Source organism: Acidithiobacillus sp. HP-2 (assembly GCF_015100155.1).
In the GTDB taxonomy this organism is placed as follows: Bacteria; Pseudomonadota; Gammaproteobacteria; order Acidithiobacillales; family Acidithiobacillaceae; genus Acidithiobacillus.
In genome coordinates, this window is record NZ_JACKZA010000023.1 from 19,923 (window position 1) to 36,992 (window position 17,070).

Genomic DNA, 17,070 nt, shown 5'->3' on the forward strand with positions numbered 1-17,070 from the left:
ACTACTCCTTTTCCATGATGCAGCGGAGTGGGTGCTGGTGTTGCCGGGCATCTGCCGTGACCAGAGCGACCTTGGTTTCGGCCAGATCATAAGGGAATACACCGCAGAGACCCTTACCCTGATGATGTACGGACATCATCACCGCAACAGCTTCCTCATGAGGTTTGTGGAAATAGGCTTCGAGAACATGCACGACATAATCCATCGGCGTGAAGTCATCATTCATCAGCAACACCTTGTACATCCTCGGCTCTTCCGTCTTCGGATCACGCTCCAGGATCGTACTCCGGCGATGCTGCGTTTTACTCATTTCCCCTGCTCCATGATTGACGTTGTCTGCCTCCATTGTGGCGTCTGCCCCGACCGCTGGCAAGGCGAAACCGCTTAAACAAACACCCCAAGCCCGATTGGATATGGGGGCGGGCATCGACAAAAAAAAGCGCCGGGAAAATCCCGGCGCCAGCAGAAGCAAAAATGCTGCAATTACTTGGTAATGTTGATTTTCGCCTGGCTACGCAGGTTGGATACGAACTTGGCGGCTTCCTGCTGGGAAAGCTGGGCCTTGATACGATCCTTCATGGCACTCAGAGGCGGCGGGGTCAAAGCACGCGTCGCCTGTACTTCAATGACATGGTAGCCGAACTGGGTCTGCACCGGGCCTACAGGCTTGTCAATGGGTGCGGTTTCAACAGCTTGGGCGAAAGGCGGTACCACCATACCAGGAACAATCCAGCCGAGTTCGCCGCCATGGGCTGCACTGGCCTTGTCGATGGAGTCTTTTTCCGCCAAGGTTGAAAATTTCTTGCCAGCCTTGAGTTCGGCCATGATCTTGTCGGCTTCTGCCTTGGTTTTGACCAGAATATGCCGGACTTCGTATTCTTTTTTGCCCATGGCCTGCACAAATTTGTTGTAAGCCGCCTGGATATCGGATTCGGGAACTGGATGCTCCTGAACATATTGATCTACAGCGGCATCTGCCAATATCTGGCGCTTGGCCATAGCCAGTCGTTCTTTGACATCAGGAGACTGAGCCAGATTATGGCTGGTGGCATACTGGGACAGGACTTCCATGTTGACCAGATTCTGCACGACCTGCTCGTGGGCATTGGGCTCTTTCGCCAGCGCCGGACTCATGGACATGATGGCCTGGACCTCACTATTGTCGATGGGGGTACCGTTGACAGTAGCTACGGGAGCAGCAAAAGCAGGTACTGCAAAAGCGCTGATAGTGGCAGCAAGAACGACCGCGCGAAGTTTCATAAATTTTCCTTCAGGTTAAGTGATGCTCCCCTATTATCCATAGTCACAGACAAAGGGGAAGTGTTAGCAGGAACTACGTTGCAGAGGAATTTCTGTTTCCCGTTTTTTTTCAGGACCCAGAAGGAGTTCCACCAAGGTAAGGGCAAAATCCATAGCCGTACCGGGACCGCGTGAACTGATCAGTGGGCCATCAACGACTACGGCAGAACTTTCATAATGATATTCCTTGCTGAGCGGATCCAGCACCCCCGGATAGGCTGTTACATGGCGGTTTTCCAACAAGTGTTGGCGGGCCAGCAAGCCCGGTGCCGCACAAATGGCCGCAATCAGTTTCCCCTGCTGTTTCCGCTGAAGCAGCAACTCCAGTAGAGGGCTGTGTTTTTCAAGGTTTTCAACGCCGGCTGCTCCTCCGGGAAGCACAATCACATCCATCTCGGTAGCGGCCAGCTCATCCCAGGTAGTGTCCGGGACCAGGCAGAGGCCGCGACCACCAGTGACTAGACCCGGGCGCAACGCAACGATGGTCACCTGGCATCCGGCGCGGCGCAGAATGTCACTACAAATAACGACTTCCATATCTTCAAAGCCGTCGGCGACCGGGATGAGTACCTGAATGGCTGAAGACATTAGCCAGCTACCCCGTAATTTTTACTTAAGTGCATGATTGCCAAACTCGCTCATTTCAGAAAACCACGTCGGTTTGACCGCATTTTCATGGGATTTATCCCGGTTCAAATTTATTGACCAGAGGCAACAGACAAGGGAATCACTTCTGGAACGCTATGACCATTTTCATCAACAGGTACCGCCTGTTTTTCGAGAATCGCCAAAGCCTCGCGTAAGACATAATCTTTTTCCAGATTCGGCTTGAGGACGCTGGCGGCCTCCATGGCTTCTTCCGAAGCAGAGCCACTACTGGTTTTTGCTGTGACGAGGGCGGGCTTGCTGACCGGTGCCGTGATGGTGTACTGCGGTTTTACCTTGCTGCAAGTATCGGGAGCTTTGAGAACGCCCTGTAATTCCGACTCCTTGAGCAGATCTTCATCCATCGCCCGCAGCTGGGGATTGGCAGGCTGAATTTCGACATTGGGCACAATGCCCTGACTTTGAATGGAGCAACCTGCCGGCGTGTAGTACAGAGCGGTGGTCAGCTTGAGTGCGCCACCATTACTCAGGGGAATGACGGTCTGGACAGAACCCTTACCAAAACTGCGCTGTCCCATGACGAGGGCACGATGGTCGTCCTTGAGTGCGCCGGTGACAATTTCGGCAGCCGAAGCAGAGCCGCCATTGATCAGGACGATCATGGGTGCGCCGTGGAGATAATCCGGGCCATGTGCCGTAAAGCGCATGTCGCTGTCGGGGGTCCGTCCCTTGGTGTAAACAATCAGTCCCTTATTTAAAAACGTATCTGCTGTTTCTACGCCAGCACCCAGGACCCCGCCGGGATTATTGCGTAAGTCCAGAATCAGACCTTTCAGGTGTCCATGGGCGGCTTTTTCCAGTTGCTCCACAGCCTGGCGCGTTTCCCGACCGGTGTTTTCCTGGAACTGACTGATGCGAATATAGCCATAATCTGGTGCCAGCATGGCGGAGCGTACACTCTGGACCTTGATAATGGCGCGGGTGAGGGTCAAGCGGATGGGCTGATTCTGATGCGGACGCAAAATGGTCAGGGTGACCTGAGTACCCGCTTTACCGCGCATCATGTCCACGGTTTTCTGCAGACCAACACCCTGCAATGCCTTGCCGTCAATTTTGACAATCAGGTCTCCGGGTTCGATGCCAGCTTTGGCGGCCGGAGTGCCATCCATGGGGGCGATGACCTTGAGCACGCCATGATCTCCGGTTACCTCAATGCCGAGGCCACCAAACTTGCCATTGGTGACCACCTGCATATCCTTGAATTCCTTGGGCGTCAGGTAAGCAGAGTGCGGATCGAGGGCATTGACCATCCCGCTGATGGCCCCGGTCATCAATTTTTTGTCGGAAGTAGGGTCCACATAATTGGATTTGACGATTTCAAAGACCTGACTGAGGGTCTGGATTTGCTGCAGGGGGATGTGGTTCTGATCCTGAGCCGTATCTGCATAAGCACTGCCAGCGTAACTGCTGCCCAGGCCCAGCACCAACAGGACACTGAGCTTGAGGCATGTGCCAGCTGGGCGCGACAGGATGCGATTGAGCGGGATCATAATGCATTTCTCCAAAAAGCATGGGTCCGGTTTCCAGGAATCGGAGGATCCGGATGAAATCAGTTGTGAATGTAATCCAGAGGATTGACGGGGTGCCCGGCGTTGCGAATTTCAAAGTAAAGTCCATCATTACCCAGTTCACCGCCACTGCCTACCGTGCCTACCTGATGCCCTGCAGCGATTTGTTCACCGACATGGGCATCGGTGGAACCCAGATGTCCATATATGCTGAGCAGGCTATGACCAATCTGGACAATCACAATTTGTCCGTAACCTCTGAGCGGGCCAGCATAAAGTACCATGCCGGGAGCAATGGCGCGAACCGGTGTTCCTTGTGCCGCCTGAAAAGTAATACCCTGCCAGTCGAGACCGCCGGTTACGCGCGGACTGCCATAGCGTGCGGTAATGGGACCGTTAACGGGCGCTGGATAACGGCCATGGCCGATGATCGGGGTGCTGGGCGGGCTGATGCTCGGGCTGGGAGCAGGCCGGAGTACTGGCGGCGGAGGTGTCGCGGGTGAGACCGGTGCCGGAACGGGTTTCCGGGGAACCGTGGTAATGTGCGGCGGATGAACTTCGATAGTCGGAGGTGCAGCATTTTCGGCAGCACGTTGGACTTGTTCCGCACGCTGTTGTTCCTCGGCTTTTTGTACTGCTGCAGCGCGTTGTTCGGCACGTTTTTCCGCAACCATGCGGCGTTGTTGGGCTGCTCTTGCCTCGGCGGCGGCGCGTGCCTGCGCTGCCGCACGTGCCGCCGCCTCGGCCGCTGCCTTGCGTCGAGCTGCTTCGGCAACAGCCTCCTGGTGCCGGAACTGGACAACCAGACGACCCACCAAGCCATTAAGAATATTGGCGTTAGCCTGTAATTCGGCAATTTTGGCCTTGTCTTTGGCGATCCGGTCGGTCAGCTGATTTTCGAGAGTGGCATGTTGCTGACGCTGCTGGTTCAGGGTGTTTTCCTGGGCCTGGATCTGCGTGGCGAGTTTCACCAATCCCGCTTCTCTCAGCTCTACCTGGTGTTGTGTCTGAACGATTTGTGTCGCCGTATTTTGGGTTTTTACAATGAGCGTGCTGCGGGCTTTGGCCAGGGAAGCATAATAAACGCTCATCCGTCCCAATTCTCCGGGCTTTTCGGTTTGTAGCCAGACTGCGAGGGGAGTTGTACCCCCGAGCATGTAAGCCCCCCGCAATTGTTTACCCAGAATGTCTTTCTGCTGGACTAACTCTGCCTGCAATCCCGTTATTTTTTGTTTCAGTTCATTGAGCTTTAATTGGGTTTGTTGTTGTTGCGCCTGAATGCCAGCCAGCTTTTTTCGGGTCGTCGCAATTTTTAGATCAAGCGTCTTAATTTCGTCGCGCAGCTCCGCCTGGGTTTTTTGACCGGCGTTCAGATGGGCCTGGATTTGACCCAGATTCTCGTGGAGATGCTCCAGTTTTTCGCGGCTATTTTGGATTTTCTCCTGAAGCGAGCTGGCATCAGCTCCCAGTGGAAGTAATCCGGTCAGTATCAGCAGGGTAACCGAACGGAGCAAAATCCTTGAGGTCATTTAGGCAGTCTGTACCAGATTTTTTCCACCCATTTCCGGCGGTATGGGCATACCCATGAGATGCAGAAGCGTTGGCGCAAGATCTTCCAGAGCACCGCCCGACAAGAGCTCGGCGGGTCGTCCGATATACAATAGGGGCACCGGGTTGCAGGTATGCGAGGTGTGTGCCTGTCCACTTTCGGTATCCAGCATCTGCTCAACATTCCCATGGTCTGCGGTAATCAGGACTTCTCCACCGACATTACGGACGGCGCTGACAATACGTCCGAGGCTTTGATCGACGGCCTCTACTGCAGTAATGGCGGCACTGAGTTTGCCGCTGTGACCAACCATATCGGGGTTGGCAATATTGCAGACGATGGCATCATATCGGCGACTTTCCACCTGCTCTACCAGCGCATCCGTCAGAGCGTTCACACTCATTTCCGGCTGCAGATCGTAGGTGGTGACCTTTGGAGAAGGAATCAGAATCCGGTCTTCGCCAGGATAAACAGTTTCGTCACCACCATTCAGAAAGAAGGTTACGTGCGCGTATTTTTCCGTTTCCGCAATGCGTAACTGATGTAATCCATGTTGGGCAAGCCATTCCCCGAAGGTATTTTTGAGCCGGGTCGGAGGAAAAGCTACATGGACGTCAAAATGTTCACTATATTCAGTGAGGGTCACAAAATCTGCGAGTTTGGGTGTGGCCTGACGGGGAAACCCGTCGAAGTCGGCCTCAATGAAGGGGCGGGTAATCTGCCGGGCGCGATCAGAACGAAAGTTCATGAACAGGACGGCGTCATGATCCTGAATACAGATGGGTGTGCTGCCGATTTGTGAGGGGGCAACAAATTCATCACTTTCGCCCCGGGCATAAGCGGCCGCCAGCGCCTCCTGACCCGTGGCATAGTGGGTACCTTTGCCAAGAGTAAGCAAATCATAAGCTTGTTGTACCCGATCCCAGCGGTGATCCCGATCCATGGCATAAAACCGACCAATCAGCGAGGCCAGTTCTCCACCGTGGGCTTTCAATTCGGCTGACAGTTTTTCCAGAGAATTTTCCGCACAGCGGGGTAGGGTGTCGCGTCCATCCAGAAAAGCATGTACGTACACCCGTTCCGCTCCCCGACTTCGAGCCAGACGCAGGGCGGCAAACAGGTGTTCTTCGTGGGAATGAACCCCCCCCGCCGAGAGTAATCCAAGGATATGGACCGCTCCGCCCTGAGCTTTGGCCGTATCAACTGCCGCACAAAGTGCGCTGTTTTTATAGAAACTTGCGTCCATGATGCCACGGTTGATGCGTTCGTATTCCTGGTAAACAACCCGTCCGGCCCCGATATTGATATGCCCGACTTCACTGTTGCCCATCTGCCCGCCGGGCAGCCCTACGGAAGCCCCGGAGGCATTGAGGAGGTTATGAGGATGGCTACGCCACCAGCCGTCCCAGTTAGGCGTATGGGCCAGGGCAATGGCATTGTTTTCAGGATCTTCGCGATAACCCCAGCCATCCAGGATTAGCAGCAGTACGGGGCGCGGTGTGTGGGCCATCAATTTCCTCTAAACCGAGAAAGAATACAAATTAAGGGCGCATTAAAGCAGATCAGGCGAATTCTGTCATGGGGTCATCACCAGTGGTTTGAGATGCCAGATATCCGCATTATATTCCCGAATGGTGCGGTCGCTGGAAAATACGCCGCTGGCAGCACTGTTCAAAATACTCAGACGCTGCCATTCGGTCTGGTCACGCCACAATGCGGCCGCCTCCTGTTGTTTCAGCTTATAGCTGGTGAAGTCGGCCAGTACCATCCAGGGGTCATGTGGATTATTCAGGGTGTGTATGATGGGATCAAAAATACCCGGTTCAAAGGCATTGAAATACCCGCTGTGCAGGAGGTCCATCACTCTCTGCAGATCGTGGTCGGCCTGCAAATAAATTTCTGGTTGATAGTTGCCCCTTAACTGACTGACTTCCTGGGCATTCAGGCCAAACAGAAAAAAGTGTTCGGGCCCGACGGCATCGCGGATTTCAATATTGGCACCATCCAGCGTACCGATCGTCAGTGCGCCGTTCATCATGAACTTCATGTTGCCGGTTCCTGAGGCTTCCTTACCCGCCGTGGAAATTTGCTCGGACAAATCGGTGGCTGCACAAATCTGTTCCATAAGGGAAACCCGATAGTCCGGCAGGAAACAGACCCGCAAGCGACCGGCGGTATCGGCATCATGATTGACCACGTTGGCAATGTTGTTGATGAGTTTGATGATCCGCTTGGCCATGAAATAACCGGGGGCGGCTTTCCCGGCGAATAGCACATTACGCGGGGTGACTTCGGAGCCTTCACCACGTTTGATGCGATCGTAAAGGTGAATGACATGGAGGGCGTTGAGCAGTTGCCGTTTGTATTCATGAATGCGTTTGACTTGGGTATCGACCATGGCACCCGAAATAAAATGCACACCGGTTTGTTCCAGAACCAGCCTGGCGAGGCGGGCCTTGTTGATTTGGCGGACCGCATCCCAACGTTTGCGGAAAGTGGCGTCTTCTGCAAAGGGGGCCAGAGCCTTGAGATGATCCAGGTCGTTCTTCCAGTCAGGACCAATCTGCTCGGTAAGCAGTTCCCGCAAGGCGGGATTGGCCCATTGCAACCAGCGCCGGGGCGTGACGCCATTGGTTTTGTTGTTGAACTTTTGGGGCCAGAGCTTATGGAAGTCGGCGAACAGCTCGTCGCAAAGCAGTTCCGTGTGCAGTGCGGCTACGCCGTTGACGGAAAAGCTCCCCACCACCGCCAGGTGAGCCATGCGGACCATTTGTTCGCCATTTTCCTCGATGATGGACAGGCGTTGTAGCAAGGCATTATCCCCTGGTGCCCGACGGGCCACTTCCTGCAGGAAACGCCCATTGATTTCAAAAATGATTTCCAGAAGGCGTGGCAGGAGTTGGCGAAACAGGCGTACCGGCCAGCGTTCCAGAGCCTCTGGAAGCAGGGTGTGGTTGGTATAGGCCATGGTGTGGCTGGTGATTTTCCAGGCGCTATCCCAGTCCAGGCCATGTTCATCCATCAGCAGGCGCATCAGTTCCGGCACTGCGCAACTGGGATGCGTATCGTTGAGCTGAAAACAGTGATGTTTGGCAAAATGGGTAAAATTTTCACCATGTACAGCGACCCAGTCGGCCATCACATCCTGAAGACTGGCTGAGGCCAGAAAATACTGCTGACGCAAGCGTAGTTCCTTACCATTTTCACTGCTGTCATTGGGATAAAGCACCATGCTGATATGTTCAGCATTATTTTTAGCTGCTACAGCTTCGGGATAGGCACCCGCATTGAATTCGCCGAGATCAAATATGTCGGTGGAGGCGGCGCGCCATAGCCGCAGGGTGTTGACGACCTCATTGCGATAACCCGGTATGGGAATGTCATAAGGGACAGCGAGGACATCGTGGGTATCCACCCAACGATGATGTAATTTGCCCTGAGCATCCTTATACACATCGCTGCGCCCGAAAAAATGAATGTGACGCACGCGTTCTGGTCGTTTCAGTTCCCAGGGGTAACCATTTTTCAGCCAGTGGTCGGGTTCTTCGACCTGCTCGCCCGCCCGAATTTCCTGACGAAACATGCCATAACTGTAGCGTATGCCATAACCCGTGACGGGGAGCCCCAGTGACGCACAACTATCGAGAAAGCAGGCAGCCAGACGACCCAGTCCGCCATTCCCCAGACCCGCATCGGGTTCTGTCTCAATGACGTCTGTCAATTGTCGATGTTCCTGCTCAAGGACTGTCCCGGCCGCTTCTTCCAGCCCCAGATTGAGCAGGGTGTTACCCATGGTACGGCCCAGCAAAAATTCGAGAGACAGGTAAAAAGTGCGCTTACCTTTCTCTTCCGCCACTTTTTGCTGGGTTTTTTTCCAGCGTTCTACCAGGCGATCACGCAGGCTCATGGATAGCGCGGTATATACATTAATTTTCGAGCCGGTTTCTGCTTCCGCACCCAAGGTATGAAACAGGTAATGCCGGGTATCGGAGCACAGGCTGCTGGCATCCATACCAAGAGGGGGTAAGACACAGGCGTTTTTCGCAGGACGTCTGGCAGGCATGATGTGGCTCCTCATGTGCGGATGGTCGACACTCCCATCATAGAATGATGTTATGGGGAATTGAAAGGGGTTATGGTGCCGAGATTGGCGATTATTTCCTGGATGGACATTATTTCAGATCGGCATGGCAAAGATGCTAATCTTGAGGCGATAAAAATACATTTGACCAGAGATCCGGTCAGTTATTCATCCCTTTGAAAAGGAGTCGTTCATGGCTAAATCTTTGGCAGATTATATTCGCAGTGCTCGGAGTCAAATTCGTGAAGTGGATTGCGATACTCTGGAAGACTGGCTGCGTACCCGCGACGACTTGGTGCTGGTGGATGTGCGGGAAGCCCATGCTTTTGTCGAAGGGCATCTACCCGAAGCCATTCATGTTCCTCGAGGCTATCTGGAAGCCCTTGCTGATCCGGATTACGGCCATTGCCACCCGGTGTTGTCCCAGGCGCGGGATCAGGTGGTGGTGTTGTATTGTGACAGCGGAACGCGTTCCGCACTTTCTGCCGTCACTTTGCAGGAAATGGGTTTTAACGAGGTATATAACCTGGGTGGCGGCATCAATGTCTGGGATGCAGAAGACAAGCCCATTGTGACCTGATGCGTTGAGCTTCAATATGCGTTGAGCTTCAATCGGGCCGCTGGCAGCAAGGCTTTTTGCTCCAACGTCCCTTGCCTGTTGTTCTAGGGCTCATCCTGCTGTCAGGAGAGAACTCGCCCTGCGGGCTCAAACAGCTCTCCTTACGGGCGCAGGATTTCGCCAAGAACAACAACGGCTCGGGCCAAAGTCGCTGCAAAGCCTTGCTGCCAGCGGCCCGATTGAAGCGACGGCATTAATTACTCAATCTGGCCTCCAAAATTTTCCTGGTAACGTTTTTTGAATTCGCTCCAGGTGAAATGATGATTTTGGGTGCCAGCCGTTTCAATTTTGTAGGCGCCCATCAACGAGGCAATTTTGCCACTGGTTTCCCAGCCCAGATTATGTTCAAGGCCGTAAAGCAAACCTGCCCGATAGGCGTCGCCGCAACCGGTGGGATCAAGTACTGCCTTGGGTTTGGCCGCAGGAATCTGCGTTTCCTGGTCTTCGTGGTAGATGATGGAACCCTGCTCGCCTTTGGTGACGATCAGCGCTTTCAGGCGTTGGCGCAACTCCGCGACGCTTAAGCCGGTACGAGCCTGAACCATCTGGCATTCATAGTCATTAACCGTCAGATAGTCGGCCATATCAATGAGACGGGTCAGGGTTGCTGCGTCAAACAGCGGCAGTCCCTGTCCGGGATCAAACAGTGTGGGAATGCCTGCGCGGGTCAAGTCCTCCAGATGCTGGATCATGGCCCCCAAACCATCGGGTGAGACAATGGCCCAGTGCACATCGCTGGGGATTTGTCCGTCCAGATGGTTTTCCTGGGCCATAAACATTGCACCTGGATGAAAAGCGGTGATCTGATTGTCGTCCAGATCGGTGGTGATAAAAGCCTGCGCCGTGTAATGATCAGGGAGGATGCGAATCAGATGGGTATCCAGCCCCTGCTGTTTTATATGCTCAAGGTAGGGTGTGAAATCCTGACCGGCGGTGCCGGCAATGACGGGGTTTCCTCCCAGCAGCTTGAGATTGTAAGCAATGTTACCGGCACAACCGCCAAAATCGCGACGCATTTCCGGTACGGTAAAAGACACATTCAACATGTGTACCTGCTCAGGCAGGATGTGGGCCTTGAAACGGTCCTGAAACACCATAATGGTATCAAAGGCCAGTGATCCGCAGACGAGTGTGGACATGGCAACTCCTTGTTGGGTTTTTGTCAAATTGTTGGGTTGGGTGTGGTATTTTTGCTGAAAACAGGCTATTATCATAACAGGTTTTTACGAATTGTGTTGTCCTGTCCGGGGTGGGTCTGGTCATGAACAGGGGTCTGTGTACATTACTGGCGGTTGCCATGCTGGCTTTTGCCGTTCCGGCCTGGGCTGCGGGTTCTGCTGCCCACGATCAGACCTATGTGAACCTTTTCGGGGGTAATACTTTTTTCAGTGGTGGCAGTGGACTTGCTCATCATGATGGTAATGCGGTGCTGGGATTGCGTTTCGGGCAGCGTCTCAGCGCGCACCTGGGTGTCGAGGCGCAGGTTGCTGCGGCTTTTGCCCATTTGCAGGATGCTGCACCCAATGCTGACGCTAACCAGTACAGTGGCGCGCTGCTCGGCAATGTGTATGCCTTTGCCAGTCCGAACACCCCCTATGTTTCTCTGGGTCTGGGTGCTTCCAGTAATCGCTTTAATCAGGATCTGGGGCGCGGTACTTCGCTGATGGGCGTATTGGGACTGGGTTATCAATATTCCCTGGGGGATCATTTTGGGTTGCGCCTGGATGTCCAGGATCAACTGCTGTTCAATACCCCGACGCCCAGCGCCGCAAACCTCAACAATGTGCAGGTGACGGGCGGTATTTCCTATTTTTGGGGCGGCAGCAAAAAATCTGCCTTTCCAGTCATCGGCCCTTCCCATCCCTGAAGCTTGAGTGGATTTTGTTTGCGGGGTGAGCGTCTTTCACTTCGCTTGGCCGTGTATCCTTTGCTATAGTGCGCTCTGTCCCCGTCGACGATCAATTCATCGGCCACGCCAGCAAGGAGCCTGAACGCATGTCCAAAAGCCATCTTTTTACTTCTGAGTCTGTTTCCGAAGGTCATCCCGATAAGGTCGCAGACCAGATTTCCGATGCTATCCTTGATGCCATTCTGGCGCAGGATCCGCGTGGTCGGGTAGCCGCTGAAACCCTGATTACTACCGGCCTTATTGTTCTGGCCGGCGAAATTACGACGACGGCTAACGTCGATTACGCAGACGTTGCCCGTCAGACGGTGCGCCGGATTGGCTATGATTCATCGGAAATGGGCTTTGACTGGGCCTCCTGCGCGGTAATGCAGACGCTCGACAAGCAGTCTCCGGATATTGCTCAGGGTGTGAATGAAGGAGCCGGTCTGGATCTGGACCAGGGCGCTGGTGATCAGGGTCTCATGTTTGGTTTTGCCTGTGATGAAACCGACGTGCTGATGCCAACTCCCATTTATTTCGCCCATCGTCTGACCGAACGCCAGGCTCTGGTACGTAAGGATGGCCGCCTGCCCTGGTTACGTCCCGACGCCAAAAGTCAGGTGACGGTGCGGTACGAAGATGGTCGCCCGGTGGCTATTGATGCCGTCGTCCTCTCCACCCAGCACAGCCCGGATATCAGTCATGCAGATCTGGTGGAAGCGGTGCGGGAAGAAATCATCAAGCCGGTATTGCCGCCGGAAATGCTGCACAAGGATACCAAATATCTGATTAACCCTACCGGACGTTTTGTCATTGGCGGACCCGTAGGCGATTGTGGCTTGACGGGTCGCAAAATCATTGTAGACACCTACGGTGGTCAGGGCAGTCACGGCGGCGGTGCTTTTTCAGGTAAGGATCCGTCCAAGGTGGACCGTTCTTCTTCTTACGCTGGTCGTTACGTGGCCAAAAATATTGTTGCTGCAGGTCTGGCGAGCCGCTGTGAAGTTCAGGTGGCTTACGCCATTGGGGTATCCCAGCCGGTCAGTCTGATGGTCGATACCTTTGGTACCGGCAAAATTGATGATGATCGTATCGCTGCACTGGTCCGTGAACATTTTGATCTGCGTCCCAAGGGCATTATTCAGATGCTGGATCTGCTCCGTCCGATTTATGGTAAAACCGCTGCTTATGGGCATTTCGGTCGTGAAGAACCGGAATTTACCTGGGAACGGACCGACAAGGCCGCAGCCTTGCGGGATGCTGCTGGATTGCGATAAAAAGACCTCTGTGCGGAGAACCTCTCCGCCGGAAGTTCGGGCCGAGGAGCGCTGCAATCGCCAGGTCTCTGGTGGTCAGGCTCGGCCCGTTTTCCTTCGTGTAAAACCGCGCTCGCTTTCATGATCAAAGGAACGACCACCATGAATGCTGTGCTTAAAACGGGTGAAGACTTTAAAGTAGCTGATATGTCTCTGGCCGCCTGGGGACGTAAGGAAGTCCGTATTGCTGAAACGGAAATGCCGGCATTGATGGCGATTCGCCGGAAATATCAGGCTCAGCAGCCCTTGCAGGGCGCACGCATTGCGGGCTGTATTCATATGACCATCCAGACCGCTGTACTTATCGAAACCCTGGTGGCTTTGGGGGCTGAAGTGCGCTGGTCTTCCTGCAATATTTTTTCTACGCAGGATCAGGCAGCCGCAGCTGTTGCGGCTGCAGGTGTTCCGGTTTTTGCCTGGAAGGGAGAAAGCGAGGAAGAGTACTGGTGGTGCGTGGAGCAGACCATTACGGGTCCTGACGGCTGGCGCCCCAATATGCTGCTGGATGATGGTGGAGACCTGACGGGATTGCTCCATGAGAAGTATCCCGAGTTGCTGGAAGGCATCCATGGTGTTTCCGAAGAAACGACTACAGGCGTGCATCGTCTTTGGGAAATGGCCAGGGAAGGTAAGCTCAAGGTGCCCGCCATCAATGTCAACGACTCGGTGACCAAAAGCAAAAATGACAACAAATACGGTTGTCGTCACTCCCTCAATGATGCCATCAAGCGGGCCACGGACCATCTGCTGTCCGGTAAACGCGCCCTGGTTTTGGGCTATGGTGATGTGGGCAAGGGCTCAGCAGCTTCCCTGCGTCAGGAAGGCATGATTGTGCGCGTCACCGAAGTGGATCCCATTTGCGCCATGCAGGCCTGCATGGACGGTTATGAAGTGGTTTCTCCCTACAAAAAGGGTATCAATGATGGTACCGATGCTTGTATTGATCAGGATCTGCTGGGCCAGACTGACTTGTTGGTAACCGCTACCGGTAATTACAATGTCTGCGATGCGGGCATGTTGAAGGCACTCAAGAAAGGCGCTGTCGTTTGTAATATTGGTCATTTCGACAATGAAATTGATACGGCTTTCATGCGCGCCAACTGGGCCTGGGACGAAGTCAAGGCTCAGGTGCACAAGGTGTATCGTGATGCACCTGCAGGCAAGGACTTTGATGCGGACAGTGATGATTACCTGATTCTTCTTTCTGAAGGAAGGCTGGTGAATCTGGGCAATGCTACCGGGCATCCCAGTCGGATCATGGATGGTTCTTTTGCCGATCAGGTGTTGGCGCAGATACACCTTTACGGGGAGCGCTTTGCTGACCTGCCTGCCGCGCAGAAGTCTTCTCACATCAGCGTCACCGTCCTGCCGAAAACCCTGGATGAAGAAGTGGCCCGTTACATGGTGGAAGGTTTTGCCGGGGTGCTGACCCAGTTGACAACGGCCCAAGCCGAATATCTTGGCGTTGACGTCCACGGGCCTTTCAAGAAAGACGCGTATCGTTACTGATGGCGCACTCCGTCGAGTTTTTTCCGCCAAAAAATGCTGCAGGCGAAGAACGCCTGCAGGAAGCCATCCGCGCCTTGCTGCCTTTAAAGCCGGAGTATGCTTCAGTGACTTTTGGAGCAGGTGGTTCTACGCGAGAACGGACTTTCGCCACGGTGGACATGATCCGCAAGGATTATGATCTGGAAGCTGTCCCGCATCTCTCCTGCATTGGCTCTACGGAATCGGGTATCCAGGAAATTCTGGAAGATTACCGGGCTCAGGGTATTCAGCGTATTGTTGCCTTGCGTGGTGATTTACCAGAAGGCATGAGTAATCCGGGTCATTTTGAATACGCAGCCGATCTGGTGGCTTTTATCCATCGGTTCGGTGGGTTTAAAATTTATGTAGCCGGTTATCCGGAAGTGCATCCCAAGGCCGTTTCTGCTGAAGAGGATTTACAACATCTCGTGGAAAAGGTGCAGGCGGGTGCAGATGCGGTTATCACCCAGTATTTTTATAATCCCGATGCGTATTTGCAGCTTCGGGATGATTTACAGCGGCGGGGTGTTGATGTGCCGATTGTAGTGGGTGTCATGCCCATCACTAACTTTGAACAGATTTCCCGTTTTTCGGCCATGTGCGGAGCCGAGTTGCCGCAATATTTGCGGCGCCGCATGCAAGCCTATGGCGAAGATCTGCAGTCCCAATATCAGTTGGGGATTGAGTTGCTGAGTCGGCAATGTGAGACCTTGCTCTCGCAAGGCGCACCCAGCCTGCATTTTTATACGCTGAATCAGTCCGAGGCGACAACGGCTATCTGGCAGAATCTCGGGCTTTAAGTACTTTTGACGTCGTTATCCAAGCCTCGAAAGCGTGGGTAATGGCGTGTTTTGTGTTGACCGGCTGGTAACCTTTGTTACACTGACTTCAAGGTGACCTTTGAATATATGGGTCAGCAAAAGAATTTTTTACTATAAGAGGTTCATACCATGTCTAAAAAGTATCCTGTTGTTGCAGTCACCGGTTCTTCGGGAGCGGGTACAACTACTGTCAAACATGCATTTCATGACATTTTTCGGCGCCTGAAGATCAACCCGGTCATCATTGAGGGAGACAGCTTTCACCGTTATAACCGGGCGGAAATGCGTGAAGCTATTGCCCAGGCAGCAGCAGAAGGTAAGACCATCAGCCACTTTGGTCCCGAAGGTAATGATTTTGAGTCTCTGGAACGTCTGTTCCGTAGTTACGGAGAGACCGGGCATGGCCAGATGCGTTACTATGTGCATGATGATGTGGAAGCGGAACTGCGGGGTAGTGCCCCGGGAACCTTTACGCCATGGCAGGATATGCCTACGGGTACGGACCTGCTTTTTTATGAGGGTCTGCACGGTGGGGTGAAAACCGAAGATGTGGATGTCGCCAATTATGTGGATCTCCTGGTTGGTGTCGTGCCGGTTGTGAATCTCGAATGGATCCAGAAAATCCATCGTGATAATGCCCAGCGTGGATATTCGGCTGAAGCCATCGTGGACACGATTTTGCGCCGCATGCCGGATTATATTCATCACATTACTCCCCAGTTTTCGCGCGCGCATATCAACTTCCAGCGCGTACCTTTGGTAGATACGTCCAATCCTTTCATTGCCCGGGATATTCCTACGCCCGATGAGAGCATGGTAGTCATTCGCTTTCGGGATCACAAAGTTGAGCATTTCCCGACCTTGTTGCAGATGATTCCCGGAAGCTTCATGTCGCGTTCCAATACCCTGGTCATTCCGGGTACGAAAATGGGCTTCGCCATGGAAGTGATTCTCGGGCCGCGTATTGAACAGATGCTGGATGAAAAAAAGGAAGCACTCTGATAGCGCGTTAGTTTCATCCTGATGACATCCGGTATCGGTAACATCGATACCGGATTTTTTATGTCCTGCACTTCATGTGGTGAAAGTCAGATCAGCAGTTTCTGTCATGACACGACTGCGGCGTTGTCATGACGTGTCATGCTGGATCGGAAGAAATATAAACAGTTCTATTTGAATGATGCGTTGATGCTTGCTCATGATAAACAAATCGTTACAAATAATTTTTGGGTTTTTTAGAGGTTTGTTGAGAGTCTGGCCCCTTTCTTGCTGTGTGTTTTTATGAGTGCTCTGACACTCAAGAACCGCTTAACGGCTAGGAGGAGGTATGAAAATTATGGGTAAGTCTGCAAAATCACCCGCTACAAAAGCAGTCATTCTGGCAGTGGCCTGCACGCTGGGTGCATTGGTCCCTGTGGCCGCCAACGCGGCGATAGGTTCGGCCTGTTTATTTGGCCAGGGCCGCATTTTGGGTACAGGAGCAGTAACGGCGATAGACGGTGCCGCTGGTGGTGGTATCAACCCCTGGGCAGTGATTTCGGGCTATGGCACCAACCAGCAAATTGGCGCGACCGCTTTTTATTCGCACGTATTGCTGAACAACTACAATATGGACGCCTATGGCGCATCGGTCGGACTCTTCAACCGTATTGAGCTTTCTTTTGCCCGCCAGAGTTTTGGGTTGGGGAACACCGGCGGAACTTTGGATGGAGAGATCAATGATTTTGCCTACGGCGGAGGTGAAACTGCTGCTCAGCGTGCTGCACCAGCCTCGGCCATTCTTGACAAAGCAGGTC

General features: G+C 53.4%; 15 protein-coding genes and 1 riboswitch. Of the genes, 7 read left to right on the plus strand and 8 right to left on the minus strand.

Annotated features, from left to right (window positions below; genetic code table 11):
* Position 1 precedes the first annotated feature (1 nt).
* The 7 genes from clpS to H7F11_RS14740 form a co-directional block, all read right to left on the minus strand.
* Positions 2–310: an ATP-dependent Clp protease adapter ClpS gene (gene clpS / locus H7F11_RS14710; RefSeq protein WP_193651588.1), complete on the minus strand. Its 309-nt coding sequence runs from the start codon at positions 308–310 to the stop codon at positions 2–4.
* Positions 311–483: 173 nt separating this feature from the next.
* Positions 484–1,260 (minus strand): peptidylprolyl isomerase, encoded by a 777-nt coding sequence (locus H7F11_RS14715; RefSeq protein ID WP_193651589.1) that lies wholly within the window; start codon positions 1,258–1,260, stop codon positions 484–486.
* 63 nt (positions 1,261–1,323) lie between these two features.
* Positions 1,324–1,887, minus strand: coding sequence for a DJ-1 family glyoxalase III (locus tag H7F11_RS14720; RefSeq protein ID WP_193651590.1), 564 nt, complete (start codon positions 1,885–1,887; stop codon positions 1,324–1,326).
* Between the two features lie 110 nt (positions 1,888–1,997).
* On the minus strand, positions 1,998–3,455 hold the full coding sequence (locus tag H7F11_RS14725; protein WP_193651591.1) for a S41 family peptidase: 1,458 nt from the start codon (positions 3,453–3,455) through the stop codon (positions 1,998–2,000).
* A gap of 59 nt (positions 3,456–3,514) precedes the next feature.
* Complete coding sequence (locus tag H7F11_RS14730) at positions 3,515–4,987, minus strand: murein hydrolase activator EnvC family protein (RefSeq protein ID WP_227485545.1); 1,473 nt, start codon at positions 4,985–4,987, stop codon at positions 3,515–3,517.
* A 15-nt stretch (positions 4,988–5,002) separates the two neighbouring features.
* Positions 5,003–6,532: a 2,3-bisphosphoglycerate-independent phosphoglycerate mutase gene (gene gpmI / locus H7F11_RS14735; protein WP_193651593.1), complete on the minus strand. Its 1,530-nt coding sequence runs from the start codon at positions 6,530–6,532 to the stop codon at positions 5,003–5,005.
* Between the two features lie 66 nt (positions 6,533–6,598).
* On the minus strand, positions 6,599–9,085 hold the full coding sequence (locus H7F11_RS14740; protein ID WP_193651594.1) for a glycogen/starch/alpha-glucan phosphorylase: 2,487 nt from the start codon (positions 9,083–9,085) through the stop codon (positions 6,599–6,601).
* A 211-nt stretch (positions 9,086–9,296) separates the two neighbouring features.
* Here H7F11_RS14740 and H7F11_RS14745 point away from each other — a divergent pair, with 211 nt between their 5' ends.
* A complete protein-coding gene (locus H7F11_RS14745; protein ID WP_193651595.1) occupies positions 9,297–9,683 on the plus strand; it encodes a rhodanese-like domain-containing protein in 387 nt (128 codons plus the stop codon).
* 236 nt (positions 9,684–9,919) lie between these two features.
* Here H7F11_RS14745 and H7F11_RS14750 read toward each other — a convergent pair whose 3' ends face one another.
* Entirely contained in the window at positions 9,920–10,861 is a 942-nt protein-coding gene (locus tag H7F11_RS14750) for a carbohydrate kinase family protein (RefSeq protein WP_193651596.1), read from the minus strand.
* Between the two features lie 122 nt (positions 10,862–10,983).
* Here H7F11_RS14750 and H7F11_RS14755 point away from each other — a divergent pair, with 122 nt between their 5' ends.
* The 6 genes from H7F11_RS14755 to H7F11_RS14780 form a co-directional block, all read left to right on the plus strand.
* Entirely contained in the window at positions 10,984–11,589 is a 606-nt protein-coding gene (locus H7F11_RS14755) for an outer membrane beta-barrel protein (protein WP_193651597.1), read from the plus strand.
* A gap of 128 nt (positions 11,590–11,717) precedes the next feature.
* Positions 11,718–12,887 (plus strand): methionine adenosyltransferase, encoded by a 1,170-nt coding sequence (gene metK / locus H7F11_RS14760; protein WP_024894814.1) that lies wholly within the window; start codon positions 11,718–11,720, stop codon positions 12,885–12,887.
* 37 nt (positions 12,888–12,924) lie between these two features.
* Positions 12,925–13,008, plus strand: a riboswitch (S-adenosyl-L-homocysteine riboswitch).
* A gap of 20 nt (positions 13,009–13,028) precedes the next feature.
* Positions 13,029–14,435 (plus strand): adenosylhomocysteinase, encoded by a 1,407-nt coding sequence (ahcY, locus tag H7F11_RS14765; protein WP_193651598.1) that lies wholly within the window; start codon positions 13,029–13,031, stop codon positions 14,433–14,435.
* The gene (metF, locus tag H7F11_RS14770; RefSeq protein ID WP_193651599.1) at positions 14,435–15,253 is read left to right on the plus strand and encodes a methylenetetrahydrofolate reductase [NAD(P)H]; all 819 of its coding nucleotides are present in this window, start codon (positions 14,435–14,437) and stop codon (positions 15,251–15,253) included. Before ahcY ends, metF begins: the two co-directional genes overlap by 1 nt.
* A gap of 150 nt (positions 15,254–15,403) precedes the next feature.
* On the plus strand, positions 15,404–16,276 hold the full coding sequence (locus H7F11_RS14775) for a phosphoribulokinase (protein ID WP_193651600.1): 873 nt from the start codon (positions 15,404–15,406) through the stop codon (positions 16,274–16,276).
* A 334-nt stretch (positions 16,277–16,610) separates the two neighbouring features.
* The coding region (locus H7F11_RS14780; protein WP_227485546.1) for a DUF3034 family protein at positions 16,611–17,070 on the plus strand (460 nt) is incomplete at its 3' end.

What these genes read in the sequence shown, in the direction of transcription:
- clpS (WP_193651588.1), bottom strand. Translation starts at nt 310, where the DNA reads ATGAGTAAAACGCAGCATCGCCGGAGTACGATCCTGGAGCGTGATCCG.
- H7F11_RS14715 (WP_193651589.1), bottom strand. Translation starts at nt 1,260, where the DNA reads ATGAAACTTCGCGCGGTCGTTCTTGCTGCCACTATCAGCGCTTTTGCA.
- H7F11_RS14720 (WP_193651590.1), bottom strand. Translation starts at nt 1,887, where the DNA reads ATGTCTTCAGCCATTCAGGTACTCATCCCGGTCGCCGACGGCTTTGAA.
- H7F11_RS14725 (WP_193651591.1), bottom strand. Translation starts at nt 3,455, where the DNA reads ATGATCCCGCTCAATCGCATCCTGTCGCGCCCAGCTGGCACATGCCTC.
- gpmI (WP_193651593.1), bottom strand. Translation starts at nt 6,532, where the DNA reads ATGGCCCACACACCGCGCCCCGTACTGCTGCTAATCCTGGATGGCTGG.
- H7F11_RS14740 (WP_193651594.1), bottom strand. Translation starts at nt 9,085, where the DNA reads ATGCCTGCCAGACGTCCTGCGAAAAACGCCTGTGTCTTACCCCCTCTT.
- H7F11_RS14745 (WP_193651595.1), top strand. Translation starts at nt 9,297, where the DNA reads ATGGCTAAATCTTTGGCAGATTATATTCGCAGTGCTCGGAGTCAAATT.
- H7F11_RS14750 (WP_193651596.1), bottom strand. Translation starts at nt 10,861, where the DNA reads ATGTCCACACTCGTCTGCGGATCACTGGCCTTTGATACCATTATGGTG.
- H7F11_RS14755 (WP_193651597.1), top strand. Translation starts at nt 10,984, where the DNA reads ATGAACAGGGGTCTGTGTACATTACTGGCGGTTGCCATGCTGGCTTTT.
- metK (WP_024894814.1), top strand. Translation starts at nt 11,718, where the DNA reads ATGTCCAAAAGCCATCTTTTTACTTCTGAGTCTGTTTCCGAAGGTCAT.
- ahcY (WP_193651598.1), top strand. Translation starts at nt 13,029, where the DNA reads ATGAATGCTGTGCTTAAAACGGGTGAAGACTTTAAAGTAGCTGATATG.
- metF (WP_193651599.1), top strand. Translation starts at nt 14,435, where the DNA reads ATGGCGCACTCCGTCGAGTTTTTTCCGCCAAAAAATGCTGCAGGCGAA.
- H7F11_RS14775 (WP_193651600.1), top strand. Translation starts at nt 15,404, where the DNA reads ATGTCTAAAAAGTATCCTGTTGTTGCAGTCACCGGTTCTTCGGGAGCG.